We start from the raw sequence: 26,626 nt of genomic DNA, 5'->3' as shown, positions 1-26,626 counted from the left end.
CTGCTGTAAATTAACGTACTTCTTTGAGAGTATCAACTTGCTTGGTAAATAACTCAGTAAATAGACTCAAGACAGTTCGTTCTTCCCGCACTTTTATATTGGCACTGATGGACATACCTGACTGTAAAGAAACCGTTTTACCCTTAATAACTAAGGATTGTTTATCCAAAGATACTTTAGCAGGAAATCTATAAAACTGATGTGTTTGATCTGGTGGTAATGCGTCTGAAGCTATTCCTAGTACTTCTCCTTTGATATCGCCAAATTCGCTGTAAGGAAAGGAATCAATTCTGACATCTACTTTCATCCCTTTTCGCACAAAACCGATATCTTTGTTTGTGATGAAAACTTCACCTATATAGTTTTCGTTTGGTACAATTTGCATCAGTTTTGTTGTTGGATTCGCTACAAATCCAGGGTTTTTGGCTTGCAAATCAAAAACTGTTCCGGACACCGGTGCGCGGAGTTCTTGATATTTAACGTTTAACTCTGTTTGGGATATTTTACTATTGACATCTGCTAAACGCTGCTCGTTATCTAGCACGCTTTTCATGAATTGACTATCGATTTCAGCAATACGTTTTTTGTTGTCACCTATTTTATCCAAAACGTTTTTGTCAGTTATAGCTACTGTATTGCTTACCTCTTGCTGTCCTCTTTCAATATCGAACTGGAGACGTTTCAGTTCTTCACCTAATTGTGCTACTTCCGCCGTGCGGTTTTGTACTTCTTGTTGTTGGTTGAGATACTGAAGCTGAGAAATGCCACCTTCTTCTGAGAGGATCTTAAGTTTATCTAAAATTCTTTGTTGAATAGCTAAACTTGATTTACTGTCTTCCAATTTAACTTGGGTTTGAGTAAGTTGTTTTTTGATTTTTTCTACTTCTAACTGCGCTGCTAAGGAGCGAGAATCTAATTCTTTTTTGGCAACTTGTAGACGTTGCTGTTCATCAATTCCCAGTGCATAATCTTGACCGGAATTTCTTAATTGAGTCCGCAATAAGTCATTTTCCGCTACTAATGCGCCACGGCTTTTCAATAAAAAAGCAGTTTCTGGTGGCAAGTTACTACGCAAAAATAATAGTTCTGATGTAGTACCAGTACTTGCTCCCATTAATCGCCGATAAATTTGGTTTTCTTTAATTAATGCAACACGAATTTTATTCAAAGAGTTTAATTCAGCAACGGAGGCAATGGAATCGAAAGTTAGTAGTAAATCCCCTTGCTTTACTTCTTGTCCATCTTTGACATAAAGGGCTTTCACGACTCCACTTACAGGGGCTTGAACTTCTTTAACTGTTCCTTGCGGTTTTAATTGCCCTGTTGCAGGTACTACTTGCTCAATTTTGGCAAAGTAAGCCCAAGCAATTCCAAAACAGGCTAAGGCCATTAAGGTCACCATAATTGTACGTGACCAAACTGGAGATTGACGCAAAATAACGGATTGCTCAAAGTCCTGAGGACTTGAGTTAATTAAAGATTCTGAAGTAGCTTTTTGTTGTTTTGTAACTATTGGTGAATCTTGTTTTGCTCCGTTTTTATAATTGCCGTTGGTGTGATTCCCATTAAGTTGAGTCATAGTGATTTTGGATTGGAGATTTTGAATTTTGGATTGAAAAAGAAATTGTGGACACCTTTTATCGATGCTGGTGCCCACTCTACGGTTATTGCTGAATTCTGTTAGCGCAGCGGGGCGTAGCCCATTTTAAGTTTTGACTCCTGTTCATAAGTTGACTTCTTGTTGGTGATACAGGTAGTAATAATGACCTTTAGCAGCCATTAATTCTTGATGGCTGCCTTGTTCTATAACCCTGCTGTTATCCATGACAACAATGATGTCTGCATTACTGACGGTGTTCAATCGGTGGGTAATAAAGAATACTGTATCACCCTTGAATGCCCTGGCTAAGTTGAGACATATTTGTCGCTCTGTGGGATAATCTAATGCGCTAGTTGCTTCATCTAAAACTAGTAATTTTGGTCGCTGTAAAACAGAACGGGCGATCGCAATTCTTTGTCGTTGTCCACCAGAAAGTGCAGATCCACGTTCTCCTACCCGCGTGTTGTAACCGTTGGGCAAGTTCATGATGAATTCGTGGGCGCAGGCTACCTGAGCCGCATCAATAATTTCTTCGGTTGTTGCATCGGGATTTGTCAGGGCAATATTTTCTTGAACGCTGCCATCAAACAACAATGTTTCTTGGGGAACTACACCAATTTGTCGTCGCAGTGAATAAAGTTCTACTTTGGCAATGTCGTAACCATCAATCAAAATTCTGCCGGACTCGGTTTCATAAAGTCTCAGCAATAATTTCATCATCGTACTTTTACCAGAGCCACTTTGTCCGACAATCCCCACAAATTTTCCAGGCGCAAATTCGACGTTGACGTTAGAAAGTTGTAGAGGACCAGTGGTACCAAATCGGAAGGAAACATTTTCGTATTTGACTGCTCCGGTAATTGTCGGTAAGGGTATATTGTAGCGGTCTGTTTCTGCCTCTTCTGGTGTATCAACAATATCGCTCAAACGTTCTATAGACAAAGCAGTTTCTTGGAAGCTTTGCCAAAGTTGAGCTAAGCGCAATATTGGGCTGGTAACGTAACCCGATATAATTCTGAAGGCGATTAATTCACCTAAAGTTAATTCTTGTTGCAGTACTAAATAAGCTCCTACCCACAAAACTAGTAAGCTGCTGAGTTTGTTGAGGAAGTTACTGGTAGAGTTGGCAAGGGTAGAGGTGACGACTGTTTTAAAACCAGCGGCGACAAAACGAGCATAACGCTCTTGCCAAGAAAAGCGCGATCGCAATTCGATATTCTGCGCTTTTACTGTTTGAATTCCGGACATCACCTCCACTAAATAAGATTGAGTTTCGGAGTTGCGTTCGGCTTTGCTGCGTAATTGTCTGCTAATGGTGGGAGATGCTATTAGGGTAATAATCACAAACACGGGAATTGTGCTTAAACCTACCAAGGTGAGTTGCCAACTATAAATCAGCATCACACCGATATAAACCACGGAAAACAGAGCATCTAATCCTACTGTTAAAGCAGTACCGGTGAGAAATTGGCGGATGTTTTCTAGTTCGTTAATTCTGGTAGAAAGTTCACCCACCGGTCGCTTTTCAAAATAGCGCAGTGGTAGACGTAATAAATGGTCAATAATTTCCGAACCTAAACCCATATCTATACGATTTGTGGTATCGACAAATAAGTAGGTTCGTAAGGTAGTTAATACTGCTTCAAATAGTCCAACCACTAATAGTAAAATACCCAAAATATGTAGGGTACCAATACTATTCTGCGTGATCACTTTGTCGATAATTAACTGCACTACCAAGGGATTTGCTAATGCTGCTAACTGTACGAAAAAGGAAGCAATAAATACTTCTATTAGTACTCGGCGATAGCGTGACAAATAAGGGATAAACCACCGCAGACCAAAACGTTCTTGGGGTGTTTCTTTGGTAGCTGTGAGCAGTAATACCCTAACTTGTGGTGGAAAGTTGGTGGGGTCGGTATCTAATTGTTCAACAAATTGAGCGGGTTTGCAGCGGACAATTCCTTGGGATGGTACACCCACAACCATAGTATTGGCATCGGTTGCATATAAAACGGCAAAATTATCGGCATAGCGAATTAATGCTGGTGTGGGAATCCGCGTCACTGAGGCCACTGGCAGATCTACTAGTTGCGCCTTGAGTCCAATTAACTCTGCTAGGTAAGCAATTGCTGGAAAGGAAATATTACCCTGGCGTTTGATTTGCTCGTTTAAAATGCGGCGAACCACCTCTCGACGAAACGGCATTTCTAAGTGTTTCGCAAGCATTTGGAAGCAGGCGAAGGCTGTATTTAATTCTCCTTTGCCGCTAAAAAATGGGTATTTTATGTTTTTTGCCGAATTTTTTGAAGTCTGATCGGTTGTTTGTGGTAAGACTATTTCATCTGATGCGTAGGGAATATCTAGTGGGTCTTGGCTATGTGATTGGGTGTCGCTGACTGCAAGTTCAAGAGGTCGAGTATCTTGCAATATCAAAGTTGAGGGACTCAGACCCACTAAACGTGCGGAAGTTCGACCGACAACTTGGATCTTGTCGTTATCGTCGTGTGATTCTAACCGATCGCCAACGGCAAAATTCGTGACGGTACCCCCACCACTGACAAACCAAACGCGTTCGCTATCGAGTTGCTCGAATGGAGTTTTCCCTGGATGCAGGTACTGAATTGTCGCTTCTGGTAAAGCTGTTTGTGTTAATTCTTTAAGATTTAATGTGGCGATCGCTTGCTTTTGCCAGTAGGAGCCGAGAATATCGAAAACTTCTACTAAATTACTACGGTTTTTACGAGCCTCGGCAAAAGCTGGGTATGAATCTAAAAGGTTAAAGTATGCTGCTGCACTCAAGGTTAAACATACTACTTCAGTGGAGGCGATCGCTGTTTCACAGGGAATATCCCGCAACAAACCAATTTCGCCGATGATTTCCCCTGGTTGCAGTAATTTCAAGGTGGTTGGGATTTGCGTCTGGGGTTCGTATCCCAACAGCCGCACTTGTCCTTCATAAATGATTGTGATGTGTTCTGGCAGACTTTCTTTGCCGATGAGTTTTTGACCCAACCGATAGCGCCAAGCTTGTAGTTGTTGGGATATGTTGGCGATCGCTTCATTTGGTAAGCGATCGAACCCCTCTAAGGTAGTGAGAAATTCCGGAAAAGTGTTCTTAATATAGAACCCATTTGACATCTAAGAAGGTGCTGCAAGCCTCTTAATCATTAGCCTGATGAAGCAGATATTGAGTTTGGCAGTGGCACTAACCAGGGTTCGTTCAAAGTTCTTAACCAGAATTTTACAGCGCTCCATCCAAGCATTGGAGCGTTCGATCACCCATCTAGCTATTGCCGGAACAAATCCAGATTTTCCTTGTGCCGCTTTCTCTTGTTTTGAGGGTTTCGTAGAAAGTTGAAACTGAATTTTGGTCATGATCTCTGGGTAAATTCGCTCTAACTCCTGAGTCAAATATTCTGGGTGATACCCATGATCTAGCAGGATAGTAATCTTGGGAATATCGATAGGTTTTGACTTGAAGTAGTCGATGTTGAGAGTAAACATCTCAATTAATCCGGCATCATCCGAGACATTGGCGCGAGTACAGAGCGTAAAAAAGGGAAACCCAAGGGTGTCAATAGCCAAATGCCTTTTAATACCGTTGGTGGCTTTGTAGAAGCAAAAACCTTTCGACTCCACACTGGCGTTGCAGGTATTTTTCACTGCTTGGGAGTCAATGATGATCAATGTCGTCCAGTGCGGTTTTTTTTTTACCTGTTCACGCACTTGTCCATGTAAGACACTCATCAGTTCCTCAAATACCCCGGCTGCTCGCCACTGTTTGTAGTGCCAATATACAGTGGAATAAGGGGGGAGGTCTTTAGGTAAGTCTTGCCAATTGCATCCATTTTTTAGTTGATAGAGAATTCCATTGAAGATATCTCGCTTTGGCCAGTTGGTCGGTCGAGTCTGCTTCTTAGTCGGTAATATCTCTTGCAATAAGGGTTCAAAAATTTCCCATTCTGCATCAGTGAGGTTGCTGGAATACGCCATTAGTATTGGATTTTAGATGCTGAGGAGTACCTTAATTCAAAACCTCACAAGATGTCAAATGGGTTCTATAAGTCATGTCAAATAAATCAGAAGGTAAAAATGAGTCATCAAGTTACGAGTTAGGGATGAAAAATTAACACAATTCTTAACCCCATCGGGGTTAAGAATTCGCTGATCGATGAAACCTTTAGGACTACGCTGGCTCACTTCTAACTCCTAACTTTCCAATGTGGCATTCAGTGTAAATAAATACGTGATACCACTGATAACAAATTTGCTAATTACAAACCTACATTTAGATACACGGTTATTACTATTAGATTATTCAAAACAAACATACTTTGTAATAATTCTTCAAATCAGACAATCACGGCAAAATCCCATAACCAAACATCAAAAAAATTTCCTCCTCCCGTACAGACGCAACTAATCCCTTCTGTACCCACTCCCTGCTCCCTATTTGGAAAACAGTCAATCACGATCAAATCTCACAGCCAAGGATAAACAAGGCACATAGCCTACTCCCTAGTTTTAATAAATTGAGAAGAGATTATTACTTGGTTAATCTACATAATTTATACAAGCTTAAATTCAGGATTTACGATTGCAAATATGCAAAATTGATACTCATAACCAAATTCATACATCTAGACGCGTTTACTAAACTTAGCTTGATGCATTTAAAGTTATGATAGTCAACATGAAAATATCACAAATGCTTGCCTAAGTAAATACCCTAATTAAGAATTAGTAATAAAAAAAACTTTAAATTTCTGAATTATTTTTTACAAATTCTCTCATATAGGGAACAACAGTATCACCGATGGAGAAAGACAGTGAGCTTTCCCGATCAAACAGCACCCATACTTAATTATCAAACAATTCCCCATCATTTTTTTCCAGTTAAGTTCAATATGAATCAACTGGAAAAGTACTGTAGAGGAATCAACTATTAAATTTATGAAGGAAAGGCAATGACTGGCTTCAGTAGATTTACTAATTTAATATTGCTATCCAGAAAATCGCCTGATTCTCCTTGTAGCATAAAGTTGTGCAATTTTACTATGTAATTACCGAACTTTTATCTGGCAAAACAGTAGAAGACAGAAAATTAAAGGTATCAATAAAAACTGTTTTTGTAAGTGTAGGCTGTTATTTGATTGTTAGAGGATGTTTCAAAAGTCTACGCTTGTATCCAGATCCCCCTGAGCAAGCCTTAAAAAGGGGTGAATAACCTTCTCAAAGTCCTCGGAGAATCTAAAGTTTTGGATACCTCAGTCATCACTTTTCAAACAACCTCTTACATTGTTGAAAAATTTACTAAACTGTAAGGCAACAGGCAATTAATCTTTTCCTATTGCCTATAGGAAAAGAGATGTGTCGAACACACTAAATAATCATATAGGACTCATATTTGATTAGGGTGCGGCTCTTCTAGGAAGACGATATATTACAAACGTATTACGTGCTTTTAACCCTTCTATATCTTGATTTACGTTTTCTTGCCTAAATAGGTAGAATTAAGCGATCGCAAAAACATGAAACGCAAAAACCCCATCTCAACCTGTAATACGATAATACAAAAAAATATGCTTTCGTTTTTGAAGTTTGAGCGAACATATTTTTAGAACGCCTAAAGCTTAGAATCCCTTCTCTGTTTAAATTTCCGGCTTTTTACTCAAATAAAAATCGTCTTTCCAAAAGAGCCGCACCCATTTGATTATTGAAATACACGTAGGGTGTGTTAGCCTTTGGCATAACGCACCACACAAAGGTTCGGGTGCGTTAGGCTACGCCATAACACACCCTACATACTACTTAGATTTTTTCAAAAATCAAATACTACTCCTATATCCTATATATTAAATAGGATTGGCAGTCAAACTGATCTGTACAATCACATCGTTGTAATCTTTGTCGCCCCCTGAAGGCAAATCTTCAAAGCCAAAAGTGTTATTACCCAAAAGACGAATATGATCTGTATTGCCTGTATTCGCACCTAAGAATGCAAAATAAACCTTGGGATTATTATTGCCATTACTATCAAGAAACGCATCGGGTTTACCATCAACAATAATAAATGGTGCAAACAGCGAATCAGCTCCAAAAGTGCTGCTGTAAGAGGCTGTACCTTGGTTGCTCACTGTCAAATCCATGCCTGTAACACGCGCACGCACGGCGGCTTCGGCGTAACCAGCCTGTCCAACAAGAACATCTGCTACACCATCACCATTTGTGTCAATTCCACCACTTTCATCAGCAATTTTATAGAACCCGACGCAGTTGTTGAATGCAGCTTCTCTGTGAACCTTAAAGTCAGCCTTTACTGATTGTGTGATATCCCGTAAATCAATCAGTTGTCCTTCCTTTTTCCCTTGCAAACCCGTACCCAAAGTGATCTGTTGATTTGTTGCTTGAACCGTCACAACTAAGTTCTGGAAGTTGAGAGAAAATCCTTCCTCTTCTGTGTTGTTATTTGTAGCTGAGGAAAAAACGACACTTGAGAAAGAGGTTTTTCCAGACAGTACAGCCTGAGTAGTACTGTTGGATATCATATAGAATCGCAGTTTGGTATTAGACTCAAATTCTAATACGTTTGTCAAGTCGGCACTATTAAAACCATTAGGTGAATTGCCAAGGGAGCAGAAAATCACCTTTGAACGCAAAAGAGCCGCTTTTGCATAGCCTTCTGCACCAGGGGCTATGCCGTCAATCTTACCTTCATCATCATCAACATTAAATACACACAGTTCATCCACCTGTTTAGAACCAGTGCTTTTAATCTTAATGGAAAGTTTTCCTTTGCCACCCTTAACTTTGCTTTTGACGGTAAAGATATTCTGAGTAATATTGACAATCTGGAAAATAGTTGTTATCTGGGTATTTGTAGACCCAAGTTCCAAATTCTTTTCAGCAACCGCAAGTGTAAATACATCACTGGCTTCATCTCCAGCAATATCTTCAGCGATAACTTTGATGTCTAGACTACCCACATCGTTATTTGTCGGAGTGCCACTGAAGGTAAGGGTAGTAGGATTGAAATTCAACCAAGTCGGTAGTAAATCATCATTTGCCAGAGTTGCAGTGTAAGTCAGGATGTCTTCAGCATCTACATCGCTGAAGGTGTCAACTGGAACGGTGAAGTTAAAGACACTATCTTCAGTGGCTTCTTGATCTTGAATTTCATTTGCCACCTCTGGCGCATGGTTGAAAGGCGCACTAAACACCGTCACCGCCGAGTCATAAGATCCAGATGCATATAGATGTTTCCCGTCAGGGCTGACAGTTACAGAAGTGGTAGCAGCAAGTCCATCTACACCATCTGTATCATCTTTTTGAACTTCTACAAAAGTCAACTCACCTGTTTCTTGATTGCGCTCAAATACTGCTACTGCGGAATCATAATATCCAGTAGCATAGAGATATTTCCCATCGGGGCTGACAGTTACAGAAGTGGCAGCATTAAGTCCATCTACACCATCTGTATCATCTTTTTGAACTTCTACAAAAGTCAACTTGCCTGTTTGTTCATCCCGCTCAAACACCGCCAGCGCTGAGTCCCCAAATCCAGCAGCATAGAGAAATTTCCCATCAGGGCTGACAGTTACGGAGTTGACAGCAGCAAGTCCATCGACACCATTTGTATCATCTTTTTGAACTTCTACAAAAGTCAACTTGCCTGTTAGTTCATCGCGCTCAAACACTGATACCGCGGACTCGTCACCTCCAGCAGCATAGAGGAATTTGCCGTCGGGGCTGACAGTTACGAAGAGAGCACCAGCAAGTCCATCGACACCATTTGTATCATCTTTTTGAACTTCTACAAAAGTCAACTTGCCTGTTAGTTCATCACACTCAAATACCGCTACCGCCGAGTCACCATATCCAGTAGCATAGAGGAATTTGCCATCGGGGCTGACAGTTACAGAAGTGGCATTAGCAAGTCCATCGACGCCATTTGTATCATCTTTTTGAATTTCTACAAAAGTCAACTTGCCTGTTAGTTTATCGCGCTCAAACACCGCTAGCGCCGAGTCACTATATCCAGGAACATAGAGGAATTTGCCGTCGGGGCTGAGAGCGAGGGATTCAGCGCTACCAAGCCCATCGACGCCATTTATATCATCTTTTTGAACTTCTACAAAACTCAGCTGGCCTGTTTCTTGATTGCGCTCAAATACCACCACCGCCGAGTCATCATACCCAGATGCATAGAGGAATTTGCCGTCGGGGCTGATGGCGGTAAAGAAACTCCCACCAAGCCCATTGACACCATTTGTATTATTTTTTTGAACTTCTACAAAATTCAGAATTTTCTCTGTCATAATTTTACCTTTTAATACTTGCTATTTATACGATTTAATTTATGAGATCAAACCGACATATGCCTTCAGTAAATTTACGATTTTATAGTAGCCCAGCAAAAAAGTATTTATAATTTTTTAATACTAATTACAGTTAAATTTTAAGTATTTTTGCTGAATAATTACCTCCAGAATCTGGTGATGGTTCTTCGATTGTGCTAAATAATTATTTGAATTTATTCAGGATGTATAACATTAACAAAAATCTTTGTAACCCATGAATAGGGTGTAAGGGCATACATCTGTACGCCCTTACATCTATCTGTATCAGGTATTTTGTGAAATGGTAAGCTGTCGAGATTTAAGTTGAATAATTAGGGCGGACAAGATGTTAGCAACGCTAATTTAATATTATTAAACAGCGTTGACGCTCAAATTCACCCGCACAATCACATCGTTGTAATCTTTATCACCACCATTTACTAAATCTTCAAAGCCAAAGGTGTTATTTCCCAATAACTGAATGTGATCTGTCTTGTCAGTGTTAGCACCTAAAAATGGGAAGTAAATCGCTGGATTGTTATTAGGATTGCCATCAAGAAATGCATCGGGTCTACCATCAACAATAATAAATGGTGCAAATAGCGAATCAGCCCCAAAAGTGCCAGTGTAAGAAGCTGTACCTTGGTTGCTTACTGTCAAGTCAATACCTACAACACGTTTTCGCACGGCGGCTTCGGCATAACCACTCTGTCCAACAAGAATATCTGCTACGCCATCATCATTAGTGTCAATACCACCATTCTCATCAGCAACTTTATAGAAGCCGACAAAGTTGTTGAATGCAGCTTCTCTATGAACCGCAAACTCAGCTGTTACCGATTGTGTCACACCCCGTAAATCAATCAGTTCACCTTGATTTTTGCCTTGAAAACTTGCACCTAAAGGTAATTCTTGATCAGTGGGTTGAATTTTTACTACTAAATCTTGGTTTTTCCAAGCTAGGGAAAAACTACCGTCGTTCAAGCTTTCGATTTGAAGATTTTTTGGGTCAAAAAATAGTACGTTGCTTATGGGAGTTTGTCCTGCCAGGATACTATCAGTGGTGGTATTGCGTACCAAGTAAAATCTCAGTTGTTCACCAGAGTTAAATTCCAAAAGACTTGTTAAGTCACTATTAAAACCATTGGGAATATTAGCCAGGGAGGAAAAAATTACCTTGGCTCGTTGCAAGGCAGCTTCAGTATAACCACTACCACCAGGGACAATATCACCAATATTTCCTTGTTCATCGCTTACGGTGAATACTCCCAGTTCATAAAACTGATTAGAACTGTGGGCTGTTAATTCAACTGAGAGTCTTGTTTTCTTACCATTACCTTTGATGGTGAAGATATCATTGTCAGCATTTTTTGATAGTGGGATATCGTTGTCAGTGATATTAATGTTTACGGGGTCAATGGCAATGCCATCATAATCAGCATCGCTGCTTGTGGCTGTATGCTCGATAGTCTGACTGTCATCGCCTTCTACGATCGCATCATCTACCGCTGTTACCGTCACATTTTGTGCTACATTCCAGTTCTGTGTGGTAAATGTGAGAGTCTTGGCACTGGTTTGGATTTGTTCGCCACTATCGATAGTAACGATTACATCAGCATTTGGCTGGCTTGCGAGTACCAGAGAGTAACTATCATCTGTACCACCTTCGCTAACATTTGTGCTGTCCTCAGTTTGGGTAATGATAACTAAAGGATTTGGATTGTCATCATTATCGTTGTCAGAAATATTAACGTTTACGGGGTCAATGGCAATGCCATCATAATCAGCATCGCTGCTTGTGGCTGTATGCTCGATAGTCTGACTGTCATCGCCTTCTACGATCGCATCATCTACCGCTGTTACCGTCACATTTTGTGCTACATTCCAGTTCTGTGTGGTAAATGTGAGAGTCTTGGCACTGGTTTGGATTTGTTCGCCACCATTGATAGTAACGATCACATCAGCAGTTGGCTGGCTTGCAAGTACCACAGAATAGCTATCAGTTGCGCCAGCTTCGCTAACATTTGTGCTGCCGTCAGTTTGGGTAATGATAACTAAAGGATTTGGATCGTCATTGTTGATAGTTCCTTTAGCCGTACCACTTGTAGGATTAATAATTGCTTTGTTTGTGGGATTGCTCAAACTAACGGTAAAAGTCTCATTTCCCTCGAACACGAAATCTGGAGTTATTTGAACTGTGAAGCTTTTTTGGGTTGCTCCCGCTTCAAAAATGATAGTCTCTGTTTTTGTTCCAAAGTCGGCTGTACTGGCGGTATCTTCTGCCGTCAAAGATGTAGATACAGTTATGCTTTGTTCAGACTGGGTATATTCTGTGCGGGTGATGGTGAAGGTAATAACATTTCCTTCGATCGCTGAAGCATCACTAATTGCGAAAACTCCAACTTGAAATTCAAAGTCATCTGATGTCAGAGTGTTGGCTTGGACATTTCTTAAAATGCCGAACTCTTTCAACTCACCATTGATATTAACTTTGATGGATGTATCGAGTCCTATTTGCTCTAATTTTAAATCTGAGAATTTCTGAACTTCGGGAATTCCATTAATTAGAAGTTTATCTTGACCTTGAGTAAAATCGAATACTTCAACAGGTACATCAGGAACCGCTGCACTAGCAATAAAAAAGCGGTCTTTTCCAGTACCTCCTGTTAGTTGGCTGCCTTTTTTACCACCAAATAGTAAATCATCACCAGATCCACCAAATAAGCGATCGCTAGCTAATCCCCCAATCAAAACGTCATCGGCTTCGTTACCCTCAAGGCTGTTATTACCTGTTGTATTGGATACATTTAATACATCATTGCCAAGTCCACCCAATAGTGTGTTGTAGCCAGTGCCATCGGAAACTGTGAGGCGATCGTTTCCGGAAGCACCATCGAGTTTGTTATTGCTACCTTCAACTACAAAAAGGCGATCGTTGTCTTCTCCTGCTTCCAGGATGTTAAAACCAGAACTACTTACAGCAAATAAATCATCTGCTCCAATACCGCCTCTTAAGGTATCGTTGTTGTTGGCAAAAAGGCGATCGCTTCCAGATCCACCATCAAGCAAATTATTGCCTTCACCATTGGAAGCATCTAGAATATCATCTCCCTCAAAGCCAAAAACTTGGTCATTTTTACTGGCGTACAATTCATCTTGACTCGAAGTACCGTTAAAAATCATGACTATGTTTTCACCCTGATATAGCTTACTTGTTTTAGCACTTTGTATTTATTCATATTTTTTTACACAAGCTTTATCTCATGATTAAGTTCCTCTTTTGTAATTTAATAACCATTTCTTTATAAGCATGTGTTCAATGTTAAATTAACTGTGATAAATGCTGACTTTTAAGTAGGTTTAAGATTTTTCCAAAATTTAAATTTTTCACATCAGAGGTTAATTAATATTGAATAGAGTTTTTAGTAAATTGAAACACCACACAATAGTAACTCATGGAAAAATTAAAGATATATTAATTTTAGGTTATAAAAAAATTAAGTAATACAATAGACCTCTTGCATAAATCAAAAATAAAGAACCCCACCCCGCATTTGAGTAAAGCAAACGCTCCCCTCCCGAAGAGCGGCTCGGGGTTGGGGGTGGGGTGTTAGGGACTTTTGCAAGAGGTCTAATATACCTGCCTTGAAAATAGAGAGTAGGACTTTTGCAAGAAGTCTAGTTAATAACAACAAGAGTGCGATCGCTAACAGATATAAGCCAGGGAGTATACTCCCCCGGAATCGCAAAATCACTACAGCTTCATTGTTGAATTTAAAGCCCTCTAAGAGTTGCCTCTCGTTAGCGCAGCCTCTGCTAGAGAAGAGGAGGCTTTACGCTTTTTCAGTCAAAATACCCAACTGAATTCTGACTTATGACTACTGAATTCTGTTCGATAAACTTTATTTCTTATGAGAAATCTTTTCGCTTGTACTGATTACCGATCCATTTTGTGATTGATCTTCAGATGAATTATCTATTCTAATTTGAGTATTTACAGTAGGTTTACTAATACTTTATTTTTGACCGTTTTGAGTACGATAATCCCCTACCTTCATAAGTTGCCAACTGGAATCTTGTGCAAGTTCTAATACCCATTGATGATAATCAAATAGGCTTTCTCTATGTCCAACACTGATAAACGTTGTTTTCGTTTCTTGTAATTGTTGATATAAACTTCCTTCGTTTTTTAAATCCAAGGCACTTGTTGCTTCATCTAATATGGTGAACCTTGGATGAGTCACTAACAGGCGTGCAAAAGCTAGGCGTTGTTGTTCTCCCAAAGACAAAATATTCTCCCAAGGAATTTCAGTATCAAAGCCTTCAACTCGACTGAGCAAATTTTCTAGGTTTACTTGTTGCAAAACTGTTTGGAGTTCTGCGTCGGTCATTTGACGATTAGTTTTAGGGTAGAGTAACTGTTGGCGCAAAGTACCCAAAATTATATAAGGACGTTGGGGTAAAAATAACATTTCTTCTAGGGGAGGACGCACCAAACGACCAGTTCCTGCATTCCACAAACCAGCGATCGCTCTCAACAAAGAACTTTTACCCCGACCGCTAGGGCCAACAATCAATAACCCTTCTCCTGGTTGAACAGACAATGATAAATCTTTGACGATCACTTGCTCATAGTTTGGTGTTTGTAGTGTGAAATTCTCAAAAGCTAAATGTTTTTCTTCTATTACTTTAATAGTACTTACATTTTCTGGTTGTTTAGTAACAGCTTCTAAAGCATCCGAAAAATCAGATAAACGCTGTACATAACTAGAAAACCACCCTAAAGTCCCAAATTCACCTATTAATTCTCCCAGAGAATTAGAAAACATAAAGCAAGCGTAAGTAACTTGGCTAATTTCTCCATAATCAATTTGATTCTGGATAAATAAAGGTGTGAGGATAAACATCGAAAATACACTGATAGCAGACTGATAAGCTCTGCCAAAAGCATCTTGTCCTCTCTCCCAATTCAGCCTGCGTTCAGCATTTTTCAGAACATTATTAAATCGGCGCTCAATTATATTTAATTCTTCTTCTTCTCCCTGAAAAAAAGCAATGGATTCAGCGTGATTGCGAACATGAGTCAGACAATAAGCAAAGTCTGCTTTAAACTGTAGTTCTTCTTGATTAATTTTATTTAATTCTTGATTCAAGTAAACAGCTATAAGATTACCTATAATTGTATAAACAACCAAAAAAATTGCAATTTGTGAAGAAATTGTCCAGAGAATTATGAGAGAACTTAGCATTCCCAAAATTTTTTCTAGGAAGGTACTTGAAAGCCTTAAAGCATTACTGACAATAGGTTCTATTTCTCTGGATAGGCGTTGATCTGGATTATCTATATCAGATTTAAAATTTATTTTATAATAAGCTCGATTACTCAGGTATTTTTCTAAAATATAATTATTTAGCCATTTGTACCAATCAATAATTATTTTTTTTCTGACATATCTCAAAAAAGTTACTGATAAGACTGTCGCTAAAATAAAGAGAGTGGACACTAATAAAGTACTATTATATTTATCAATATCCCTCTCTTGAATAACGATATCGAGTACATAGCGATTCCAGTAGCTACCGACAGAACTTAGACCTACAATTCCAACTATTAATAATACTAGGAGAATGAGCATTCCCCATGAGCGAATCACGTCTGAAAATGCCCTTCCCTCTGCTTCTGTTGGATACCAGTAAGGCGCTGCGAATACTCTGACATCTTCCCAAAATTTAGTAAAAACTGAAAGAGGATTAGTTATGCCTCGATCGCGAACAAATGGAGTTTGCATCTTCTAGAAATTCCTAATTTTTACCAGTGAGCAAAATTTCTGCGATCGCCTGCGAAATAGGATAGTGTGGTGGATATATCTCCATCCAGAAAAATTCCCCGACTGGGTTAACTTCGAGGAATACGTGCCGATTATCGGGGGTAACAATAATATCAATCGCTCCATAGTTTAAGCCAAAATAAGCCATGAGTTGAAGAAGCTTTTTCTCAATATCTTCTGGCAAGTCGTAAGGTTTCCAATTGTGAACTAAGGCTTTCCCCTCTTTGCGCCAGTCGTAAGTAGATCCCTCCAAACTTTGGGAGTCTACTGCGGCAGTAAATACGCGGTGTCCGACAATGGTTGTCCGCAACTCCAGCGCCTTCGGGACGTTTTCCTGAAACGTCATCGGACAAAAACGCAATCCTGCCATATTCTCCAGATCATCATCTGTAACTGGAGTGGTAAACACAACGTTTTCTCGTCCCTGATCATCATAGATTGCAAAGGAAGAAAGCATCTTGGTGATTATCCCTTGCTGACACTCTTGAGCAAATTGCTTAACTGCTTCTGGATTGTTTGAAGTCAAGCTACGCGGAGTTAAAAGGCCAATTTCTCCTGCAACTTGCAATTGTAGTTGCTTATTATTAGCCCGATCCACATTTGACATTTTATCGAAGTGAAATCCCCGGAGGCTGGCAATCATACCCCTGACAGTGGCGCGACATTCTTTAATAGACGCATCTCTGTATTGCTTGTCCATTGAGTCAGGGATTTTCTGCCCGTAGCGCATCCGCCGATACCAAACTGAGGATACCTCACTCAAATCAAGCTTCTGTTCGCCATCAGTAATAATTACCCGTCCAGTATCACCTTGGTAAATATCCAACTTCACTTCCGTAGGATATCTATCTGTGTCAAACCGAAATACTTTTTCTCCTCTAGCCTCTATTTCTTTGATTACTAGAGGAATGCTTTCGTTGTCTTTGCTAAACGTAACTATTAATACGGTCATAAAAAGTATGGAGCTTCGTTACATATTATGTTAATTAGTCTTGTGAATACCTAAAATCCTTGCTAAATAAAAGAAAGGAAGATTCTTTACTAAGATTTTATGACTTTACCAGTGATTTAGGGACTTCCAAAAAATCAATTATCCCAAATTATTTGTACATTTTTTGGGTAGCACAGCTGTGCTACCCTACGTTCGGGGAGCGTCCCGCAGGGATGGGATGTTTTTTTCATTGGAAATCCCTTAGGGTTTTGACCTTGATTTTGAAGGCAAGTTTTTGATGTTTAACTAATAATTTGGCATAACAGGTACTGAATAACCAAGCAATTAAGCTCCAATGAGTACTTTTCAGTTATCAAATAACTGTTAAGCTGTTCCACATTTAACTTGCATATACTGGGCGGGCGAGACGCCCACCCCACAAGAAATGTACAATTTCAAATTATGCAAACTAGATGTGGTTTAGCTTATTACTCTAATTTCAGATGAACCTACCCATAGCAGTCATTAGTCATTTGTGAAAACTACAAATGACTAATGACTAAGTGCAAAGTCGAGCCAGTCTCGTGGGCGGCTGCGCTGACATGAGAGAGCTGGCGTTGAGCGGAGATTTCCGCTGAAGCGCGTTAACTACTCGCAAAGGGAGGCTCAGAACTTTGTACGACTAATGATAGCCTTGACGAAAAATTTCACAACTCAAATATAGGACTCATATTTGATTTTTGAAATACAGGTAGGGTGCCCTGGGTCAGCCGTAACACACCCTACATATACTTAGATTTTTTCAAAAATCAAATCGGATTGCTATAGAATTGCTATCTATTTAGATTTCTTCCCAATCTGAAGGCCACTTAAAAGTCCAGATTGGGGGAGGGGAGGGAGGGGTATCAGTAGGCGGTTGTGGAGGTTGTTGTTCCACCAAGAAGCGGGCAAAGAATGGTTTTGCTTGGATATCCAAATTTTTAGACATGAGATTCTCTCTATTAGTTGTTAGTATCGAGTACTTTTCAGTTATTTAATAACTGCGACTCCCTTAGTTGCCAATGAAGCTAACTAGATTTATGTAGCTTCGCTAGGCCAGTTGTAAGTTTGGTAAGGAGCAGTATCAGACTGTTCAGTAACTTCTTGCTCTTACAAGAAACTAGCAAAGAATGGTACTGCTTCGAGGTTTGCTTTGACTATGTTTGTAGACATTGCTATTTCTCGAATGAGAAATATTTTTTACCAATTCAATATATACCACTAATTAAATATGCCTACAAGGACAGTTAACAAATAAATTAGAAGACAGTTAAGACCGTTAAGACAGTTAAGACAGTTAAGACAGTTAAGAAATAAATTAGGCATAGAGCCAAGATCCCGATACCCTTGGTGAAATATTACTTAATATAAAAATATACATAAAATTTACAAGTATGTAACAAATAATTAAGCACAAGAATGAAGAATTAGAGTTAAATCTTACACCTTGCGTACTGTAGTTTCCCTTTTCTCCTCTTTTTTGAGGTGTTGCTACTACAATTCAATCGGGTTGATTTCCGAACAATATTTAGGTAAAAAGCGAGCGAGTATCACTCCCTCGCAATAGCAAGATCGCTACAGCTTAGTTAATTTTCAATGTTGAAATTAAGCTGCGATCGCTTTGGGCTAAACCGCACTAGCTGAGAAAACGAAGTCATTTGCTGTGAGGCTAGTCGATGTAATTCCCAGCAATGAAGCCAACTCTGTATTTCCGACTTTCACCAGAGTATCACTACCCTGTTGCAATAGAGTTAAGGCACTAAATTGAGTGACGCCAATACCACCAAGCCCGATTTTATCAATGGCGATCGCAAAATCACTAATGATGTTCTTGCTAGTTGGCAAACTCGCATTAGCAATCCAGAATTGGTCGATACCAGTACCACCACTGAGGCGGTTGCCACCTTTTTCACCAGCAAATAGGACATCATCACCATCCCCACCAAACAAGGAGTCATTCAGATTTGAGAACAGGATGTCATCACCAGAACCGCCATACAAACGGTTATTGCTACCTTCACTTCTGACGCTATCATTGCCTGAACCACCGAATGATAATTGGCGAGAACCTTCAATGACCGTGAGAGTATCAGCACCTGCGGCTCCAAATAAATTATTACTACCACCAGCTTCCACCACGGTAATCACATCATCACCATTACCACCATCAGCATTGGTGTTTTCAGCCGCGCCATTTTGACCAATAAATATCTCGTCGTCACCCTCTCCCCCGGATACTGAAGAGTCACTACCTACGAGTACGGTATCGTCACCTTTTCCGGCTTCGATTGTGTTACCTTCAGCACCTTCTACAAAGTCTGCACCATCCCCTGTGAATAAAGTTTGATTTGGCTCGGTAATAATATCATCACTGGTGGTGGAGCCAAAGTTAATTTCTTCAGCTTGGGGTTGACCTAAACCTGGAGCAAGATTGAGGGAATTCTCCAATTTCAGGAGAATAATTTCGTTGTTGTCGATGACTGGATTTTGAGGATCATTTCCAGGACGACCTGTTGAGAAGGGATAGTTGTTGTCATTGGCAACCAAAATGGTATTTTTGTCAACAACTAAAACATTTTCAATTGTGACAAATGGGAAGTCGAAGGTGGTTTTGCCATCGCCGTTGAGGTCGTTGGGGTCTTGGATATTCAATAAGTTGGCAATTTCTTGTTTAGCTACATAGCCATTAGAATCTGTTTTAGACAGGTCTATTTTGAAAATCTTTTTGAATTGAGCAGAAGCTCCTTGACCATTATCGCGCTCAATAACTAAGTACTCATTGTCATTAATGACTGCTAAATCCCCGATCGCATATCCAGGATTTTCTAGTTTGTAGTAGAGTTTTCTATCAGTATACTTGTGGCTGGCTAAATCAAATTCGTTGATCCGCAAAGCACCAGGAGTATCGCCTTGAACAGTACCCTCTAGCAGCATGTAGAGTTTGGTTTTGCTAGCGTTGATTGCTCCGCCTTCAAAACCTTTGGAACCTCCCAAGTTAGCAAAAGCGTCTCCTGAGAGAACATCGGGATTTTGTGGCGATCGCACTAAGTTATTCTGAGGATTACTCAAGAAATCCCGCACTTTATCCCCTGTGTCTGGGAAGTCTGTGAACAGTGCATCTACGCCTAATTGAAAGAACTGCTGAAATTCTAGTTCTGGATTACCTTTGTAATCTGCTGCGAGGTAGAGGTCTTCGTCACGGAAGGTGTAGGGATGCACCTCTAAACCTGCATTGTGAGCATCTTGAACTAAGGTCGTAGGAGCTAACAGCGTTCTGTCAGCTTCATTCACTACGCCGTCGTTGTTGATATCATCTGCCGAACCATCGTTATTAGCATCAGTACCTCTGACACTAACAATCATCCGTTTCCAAGGCCCAATACCATCAGCATAAGTGGCAATTTCAGCCAAGCCTTGGGCAGTTCGTAAATCTCCATATGTGCGAGAGTCATTACTGACTTCCAAATCATAAGGCTGAGTTTCGATGAGGGTACCATTTAGCTGAATGCCGGCTGCGTCTAGAAGTTGGATGAGTGGGATATCTACACCTGCATTCGGCATAATGCGATCGTGTAGATCCTTGAGGTTACCGACTTCAAAGGACTGGATGAAAATGCGATCGGGATCGGTGAAATGCTCAGCTTTGAGTGTCTCAATGAGTATTTCACTGATGTTTCTATTAATCTTCTGTGTGGTGCCTACATAGGTCGCTTCTTGGGCGAAATAGGTCGGGTGCTTGGTTTCAGGATAAATGCCGATTTTTTTACCAGTCTCGGCTTCTACCTCTTTCACCAAATCGATGATTTCGGCTAGGGTAGGAATTTCAAATTCACCATTAAAAGATTGATCGCGGAAAGGGAGACGCTGTATGGCTTTTAAACTCTTGATTTCTTCGAGAGTAAAATCTTCAGCAAACCAGCCTGTGATTTGAGTTCCATCGAGGCTGACTGTTTTCAGGCGATCGGCAAACTGTGGATATTTGGTAATATCGTAAACGTCTGTGGTTGTATTGCTGAAATTGACACTACCATCAGCATTCAAAATTGCCAAAGCAGGTTCATGGCGAGCAATTAACACACCATCTTTTGTAACTACTAAATCAGGCTCAATAAAATCAGCACCGTCTGCAATTGCTTGTTTGTAGGCTTCTAGAGTATGTTCTGGAAGCTTTCCACTAGCACCTCTATGACCGATAACTAATGGTGCTTTTCCATCTAGGGTTTTGAATTGGTCAGGTGTAGCAATGGGAGCTTCTAATAATTTACCAGTGGCATCAAAATGTAGCAGGTAAGGGCCAAATTCTTCTCCCACCCAGATTGTCCCATCTTTGTCAAAGACAAATGACTCCACATCAAAATCGGCACCAGTTAGTAATCTATTGGTAGTGCCTTCATTAACTATTTGGAAAGGAATTTTGTTGTTAGGGTCAGACAGTTGAATGTAATCTAAAATTTTAACAGTGGCATCGCCATTTTCTATTCCCTTAAAATTGGGGTCTAAACGATGGATACGTAACAAAAAGTCTTCACTATTATCTTTGCTACCGTAACCATTATCTGAGAGGAAATAGAGAGAGTTGCTGTTAGCAAACTGTACACCGCTAAAGCCTTGTATTGGTTGTCCTGGAAAAGGCCCGGTTCTACCATTTCCGGAAATTTCCTCACCAGAAACCGGCCCATCACCATAGGTATCAGCGGGTAAAGAGGCAAAACCTACTAATTCAATTGCCATAATTTAGAATGTTTTTTGGGTGTTTGGTTTGAGAGCGATCGCCAACTGGCTATGCAAGTTCTCTAATTGCATGACTTGTGACAAAAATCAATCATATTCTCAAGCTAGAAACCGGAATTACGGGTAAATTTCAGAATGAAAAGCATATAATTTGGCAAATCCGTTAAGTCCGATTTCGTCGGTAACACAAGAATACATTTACAAAAAATGCATTTGCTCAAAGTTATCGCAAGCTTGAGTCATGATAATGCTATGTCAACTACTAATCTGTGTTAGTGACTCAGGGTGTAAAACACTTAAATTCTGAGTTGAAGTTTGTTGATAGTAGTTACGAGAGAACTTAGCTAACCTTTAAAGATGTTTTCATCAAAAGATTAAGAAAAGAATAAATGAAGCAGAAGAAATGATTAAAATCGACTCATACCAATTCAAACAATAGACCTCTTACAAAACTTCTCTAACACCATTTCACTTTAAAGTTGATACAGATACCTCAGTAGGGGCGCACAGCTGTGCGCCCCTACGTTAAATCTATATGTATCAAGATTTTCGTGAAATGGTATAACACCCCACCCCCAGCCCCTCCCCGCAGGCGGGGTGGGGTTCTTTTTTTGATTTATGCAAGAAGTCTATTTTTTTGTCTCACGCAGAGGCGCAGAGAAGAGAACGCAAAGAAAGACTTTTGCAAGAGGTCTAATCTTTGAAACACATCGATCATCTGTAGGGGCGCACAGCTGTGCGCCCCTACCCAGTTTATTTATCACATTCTTTTTTCAAATTTGTATTAGATCAAAAAAATAATATTTGTGAAAATCTGTCAAATTTAACATCCCCAACTTCTTTAAGAAGTCGGGGATCTTATTGTTGAGGAATTCGGATTAGGATTATGCTAGGTTGACCAATTAAACTACAACACTAGCCGAGAAGACAAAATCATTGGCTGTAAGGCTAGTTGAGGTAATTCCAACTAATAAAGCTAACTCTGTATTTGCGATTTTCACCAAAGTATTACTACCTTGTTGCAATAAAGTTAAACCACTAAATTCAGTAACACCAATACCACCAAGCCCAATTTTATCAATGCCAATTGTCAAATCACTAACGATGTTCTTGCTAGTTGGCAGACTGGCATTAGCAATCCAAAACTGGTCGATACCACTACCACCACTGAGGCGGTTACCACCTTTTTCACCAGCAAATAGCACGTCATCTCCATCCCCACCAAACAAGGAGTCATTCAGATTTGAGAATAGGATGTCATCACCAGAACCGCCATACAAACGGTTACTACTGCTGTTACTAGTGAGGCTGTCATTACCATCTCCACCGAATAAAAATTGGCGAGAACCTTCAATGACTGTAAGAGTATCATCACCAGCAGCTCCAAATAAATTATTACTACCATCGGCTTCCACCACGGTAATCACATCATCACCATCGCCACCATCGGCATTGGTATTTTTAGCCGCGCCATTTTGACCAATAAATATTTGGTCGTCACCCTCTCCCCCCGACACTGAAGAGTCACTACCTACGAGTACGGTATCGTCACCGTTTCCAGTTTCGATTGTGTTACCTTCAGTACCTTCTACAAAATCTGCACCATCACCTGTGAAAAATGTTTGTCCTGGTTCGAGTGTCACATCATCGCTGTTGGTAGAACCAAAGCTGTCTGGGAAAGTAGGCTCTACAGTTGTCAGGTTATTAGGTAGTTCCAAAATACCCAATTTCTCAGCAGGAGTATTACCCGTAACGTTGAAGTCATTATCGTTAATCAAAGCTAAGGTGTTGGGTGCTACCAGCGCCAAACCTTCTAATTTTTCCACCCCGGTGTAACCCAACTGTGCAGCATTAGCAATCAAACTTTTGGTCACAGGGGTAATATTGGCAGCAGTTAATTCCGCAAGAGTCAATTGTTCAATAGTCTTACCAACTGGCAAGTTAAAATTAACAGGATTGTTGATGTTGGTCGCCCCGGCTAAATCAATTTGGTAAATTAATTTATTGCCAGCAGATGTACCATTGTCATCTCGCTCAACTACTGCAAATTTGCCCTTACCCAAGGAAACTGCATCGCCAATCTTATCAGTTGCCGGTAGACCTTCTAAGCGATATAAATACTCTCCTGTTACCTGCTTGGTGACAATATCAAACTCCAAAATTCGCAGGTTGAGAGAAGCTTTGGAGGTTGCGTCATTAGCGACATCCGGATTATCAATTGGACTCTGAATAAAGGCATATAATTTATTACCCTCCAATGCCACAGCTTCAAATCCTCGGTTATTGCGGCGTTGGGCATAAACCGCTGGCAATATCTCAGTACCAAAAGTTCCGGCTGGTTGGTCTGGGTTGGGTGCAGTGGCAGTTCCTTGAGGGATAAAGCGCTCAATCAGCTTACCATTACTATCAAAGTGGTAAATGGCGGGACGATATTCATCCACCATCCAGTAATCACCATTTTTGGCAACTACAATTCCCTCTAAGTCTGCACCCAAAGGATCGTTAGCTAAAATATTGTTGTCTAAGTCTACGGCAATTTCATCTGTGTAGGCTAAACCGTTTCCTACAGCTTGCAGGTTAGGTAGTCCCGTTAATGGCGTCGTTCCATCTTGGCGGAATAATCCTGTTCTCTTGGTGATGGTGATTTCGCCTGTGGTGCGGTTGAGTTCAAAGCTGACTATTTCTGGCTGGAAGTCGGGTAAGAAAAATGGTCTTTTGACACCATCAGGTTCTCCATTGGGTCCCCTATCTGTGTGGGTGACAAACTTCAAGTTGCCATTTGCTGCAACGCCTTGGAAATACAACCCAGAAAAACCACCCAAGAAAATATCTTCACCCTTGGAGGTTGTACCTAACTTGGGTAAATTTTCAAATTCATAAATCGTCAGCTTGGGTTGAGCAACAGGATTGCGGGGATCGTAACTAGTGGTATCGATAGTTAAAGGATTGGGCAAGGCGTTAGCAATATTTTCCCACGGCACTAGCTTGAAGTTAGAACTGATATTTTCTTCTTCACCTTCATCACTAACTATTGTCCCAGGTTCATTGGAGCCATCTTGGGTGACAAATAAACCAAATGGGAAGTTAGGCCCCAGCGGGACGTTAATGACATCTGCACCGTCTGACTCTTGTACACTGTCAATTGTCCCGTTGTTACCAACGGCAAAATTACCCACGTATTCGTTATTACCTTCACGGGTGTAGGCAACAAAGGTGTTATCGCCTTGGCTGGATGCTAGTAAGTAGCCTGTGCCATTTTTACCGTAATAAATGGTCAGCCCTTCTACATCGTTGGTGAGGTGAGTACCGCCCAAGTCTTTAACTTTGTCAATTAACTTGCCAGTGGTGCCACCGTTTGGTTCTGCTTGGAACTTCCAAATACCAATATCTTCCTGTCCAATGTAGAGGAAGCCAGTTTCCTGGTCTACCACCATACCCTCAGTTTGGGGTTCACGATCGCCAATTGTCGGTACAGTAAATTCTCGTACTCGTTCAATACCAATTTTGCCATTACCTTTGTCAATCAGTTTATACTGAGCCACATCTCCAGTTTCCCGGCGATTGACAAAGACGTAGTAATCATTGGTGATGGGACTCCGGTACAATGCCAACCCGTAAGCACTGCGAGAAGATGAGGAATAAGGTTCTGCAAAAGGTAGCCCTTGGAAGAGAGTCCCGATACTGCTGTCGGTAATGTTTTCTAGGTATTGTCCAGGGGTGGTGGGGTTGGGATTAATTTTGAAGATTGCTAGTTTATCATTTTGGCGATCGCTAGCTACCGCAATATCTATCGATTGATTGCCTAATTTAAAACCGTATTGCAAATCAATGTTGTTGTAGCGAATACCACCAGGATTCACTGTTTGCAGCAAATTACCAGACAAATCATAAACCCGCAGTCCGGCATTTTTCACTGAGGTAAGTACTAGACTATCAGCGGAATTCGTAGCATTAACATAGATGGCAGGATCGTCAGCATCGCCACGTTGATCCACTGGAAGCGTGTCATCGTCCAACAAATCAGGGCGGGTTTCTACTGTGGGTGCAGCGGTGGGAACCAAGTCTGCACCCAAGGTGAGGATTTGGGTAAATTGGTTGTTGTTGAAGTTGTTGTCACTCACTAGCACAATTGACTGACGACCGTCTGCTAGTTTGGGGCCAAAAGCGATACCCTCAATGTTATCTGTACCGTTAGGCAGATCCAGGTCATTTAAATTCAACACCAGCCGCTTTTGAGCAGGTGCGATGGTAGCTAGTTGTTCAGCACTTAAATTATTGAGAGAATTGTAGAAACTAATGTCCGTTGCACCTTGCAAAGAAACTTCGTAAATTTTGATGGTGTTACCTACGCCTTGTGCAAAGGAACGTTCTAAGGCCAGTAATGTGCCACGATTATCTATTGCCAGTAAATCTACTAAACCATTGTCAGCAGAACCTGTGCTGGGGTTTGGTGCTTCGGCGATCGCATCTGTAATATAGAGGTATTCTTTTTCTGGTTGTCCAGTCACCAAATTGTATTGCAGAATCCGGGAACGGCTACCACTGGCGAGTGAAGCCTTTAAGCCATCTTGGAAGAGGGCGTTTTCAGTGGCGGTGAATAGGGTTTTTTGGTCGGGTGTGATGGTGAGGCTTTCAAATGCCAAGTTATTGTAAACGCCTGATGTTTGCGTATCACCTGCATCTACAATACTGTTGTTGTTGGTATCCTGAACTACTGGTAAAAACTTGGTGGGGATCAGGAGCGATCGCAATTCTTGACCTGTAGTCAGCGAAAACTCTTTAATAAAGGGATTGCTAACGCGACTTGCACCCAAATCCGGTCTAACTTCGCCTTCTGAAGAGATGAAAACAGTACCGTTGTTAGTTAAGGCAATGCCTTCTGGGTCAAGGCTAAAAGCTGTAAAAAAGTTGCCCGTGCTATCTTTGAGGGGTGTAACATTGGTAAAAGTTACCTCCGTACCAGCAGTGAAAGTATACAAGCGAGCCAGACCGTTGGTATCAGAACGAGCATCAGAGATAGCGTAGTAACGGTTGTTAACAGCATCGTAGGTGACACCAGATAGTCCACCCACTGGAGTTGGTGTACCATCCACAGTTCCTGCTGCACCTATAGAACCCATTTGACATCTTGTGAGGTTTTGAATTAAGGTACTCC

Annotated in this window: 9 protein-coding genes and 1 pseudogene; all 10 read right to left on the bottom strand. The window is 40.7% G+C overall.

Annotation, left to right across the window (positions count from 1 at the left end; all coding sequences use genetic code 11):
- Positions 1-10: 10 nt before the first annotated feature.
- Positions 11-1,579: a beta-barrel domain-containing protein gene (locus IQ276_RS20420; RefSeq protein ID WP_235115830.1), complete on the bottom strand. Its 1,569-nt coding sequence runs from the start codon at positions 1,577-1,579 to the stop codon at positions 11-13.
- A 144-nt stretch (positions 1,580-1,723) separates the two neighbouring features.
- The gene (locus tag IQ276_RS20415; RefSeq protein WP_193920060.1) at positions 1,724-4,741 is read right to left on the bottom strand and encodes a peptidase domain-containing ABC transporter; all 3,018 of its coding nucleotides are present in this window, start codon (positions 4,739-4,741) and stop codon (positions 1,724-1,726) included.
- Positions 4,742-5,596 (bottom strand): IS5 family transposase, encoded by an 855-nt coding sequence (locus IQ276_RS20410; RefSeq protein ID WP_235115308.1) that lies wholly within the window; start codon positions 5,594-5,596, stop codon positions 4,742-4,744. It abuts the gene before it with no gap.
- 1,862 nt (positions 5,597-7,458) lie between these two features.
- Positions 7,459-9,921 (bottom strand): beta-propeller fold lactonase family protein, encoded by a 2,463-nt coding sequence (locus IQ276_RS20405; protein WP_235115829.1) that lies wholly within the window; start codon positions 9,919-9,921, stop codon positions 7,459-7,461.
- Between the two features lie 393 nt (positions 9,922-10,314).
- Positions 10,315-13,125, bottom strand: coding sequence for a DUF4114 domain-containing protein (locus IQ276_RS20400; RefSeq protein ID WP_235115828.1), 2,811 nt, complete (start codon positions 13,123-13,125; stop codon positions 10,315-10,317).
- Positions 13,126-13,958: 833 nt separating this feature from the next.
- On the bottom strand, positions 13,959-15,731 hold the full coding sequence (locus tag IQ276_RS20395; protein ID WP_193920525.1) for an ABC transporter ATP-binding protein/permease: 1,773 nt from the start codon (positions 15,729-15,731) through the stop codon (positions 13,959-13,961).
- Positions 15,732-15,744: 13 nt separating this feature from the next.
- Complete coding sequence (locus tag IQ276_RS20390) at positions 15,745-16,722, bottom strand: MvdD family ATP-grasp ribosomal peptide maturase (protein WP_193920526.1); 978 nt, start codon at positions 16,720-16,722, stop codon at positions 15,745-15,747.
- An 820-nt stretch (positions 16,723-17,542) separates the two neighbouring features.
- Positions 17,543-17,689, bottom strand: coding sequence for a microviridin/marinostatin family tricyclic proteinase inhibitor (locus IQ276_RS20385; RefSeq protein WP_235115827.1), 147 nt, complete (start codon positions 17,687-17,689; stop codon positions 17,543-17,545).
- Between the two features lie 677 nt (positions 17,690-18,366).
- Positions 18,367-21,474, bottom strand: a complete 3,108-nt coding sequence (locus tag IQ276_RS20380) for an esterase-like activity of phytase family protein (protein ID WP_235116333.1) — start codon at positions 21,472-21,474, stop codon at positions 18,367-18,369.
- 899 nt (positions 21,475-22,373) lie between these two features.
- A pseudogene (locus IQ276_RS20375) lies at positions 22,374-26,579 on the bottom strand (phytase); the annotation flags it as partial.
- Between the last annotated feature and the right edge of the window lie 47 nt (positions 26,580-26,626).

The sequence above is a fragment of the Desmonostoc muscorum LEGE 12446 genome, assembly GCF_015207005.2.
Taxonomy (GTDB): domain Bacteria; phylum Cyanobacteriota; class Cyanobacteriia; order Cyanobacteriales; family Nostocaceae; genus Nostoc; species Nostoc muscorum.
The sequence above is the reverse complement of the archived record's forward strand: the minus strand, read 5'-3'. Positions and strand labels throughout refer to the sequence as shown.

Bases quoted from the DNA above. Each gene is read 5' to 3' on its own strand.
- IQ276_RS20410 (WP_235115308.1), bottom strand. From the start codon at position 5,596: ATGGCGTATTCCAGCAACCTCACTGATGCAGAATGGGAAATTTTTGAA.
- IQ276_RS20390 (WP_193920526.1), bottom strand. From the start codon at position 16,722: ATGACCGTATTAATAGTTACGTTTAGCAAAGACAACGAAAGCATTCCT.
- IQ276_RS20415 (WP_193920060.1), bottom strand. From the start codon at position 4,741: ATGTCAAATGGGTTCTATATTAAGAACACTTTTCCGGAATTTCTCACT.
- IQ276_RS20385 (WP_235115827.1), bottom strand. From the start codon at position 17,689: ATGTCTAAAAATTTGGATATCCAAGCAAAACCATTCTTTGCCCGCTTC.
- IQ276_RS20395 (WP_193920525.1), bottom strand. From the start codon at position 15,731: ATGCAAACTCCATTTGTTCGCGATCGAGGCATAACTAATCCTCTTTCA.
- IQ276_RS20405 (WP_235115829.1), bottom strand. From the start codon at position 9,921: ATGACAGAGAAAATTCTGAATTTTGTAGAAGTTCAAAAAAATAATACA.
- IQ276_RS20420 (WP_235115830.1), bottom strand. From the start codon at position 1,579: ATGACTCAACTTAATGGGAATCACACCAACGGCAATTATAAAAACGGA.
- IQ276_RS20400 (WP_235115828.1), bottom strand. From the start codon at position 13,125: ATGATTTTTAACGGTACTTCGAGTCAAGATGAATTGTACGCCAGTAAA.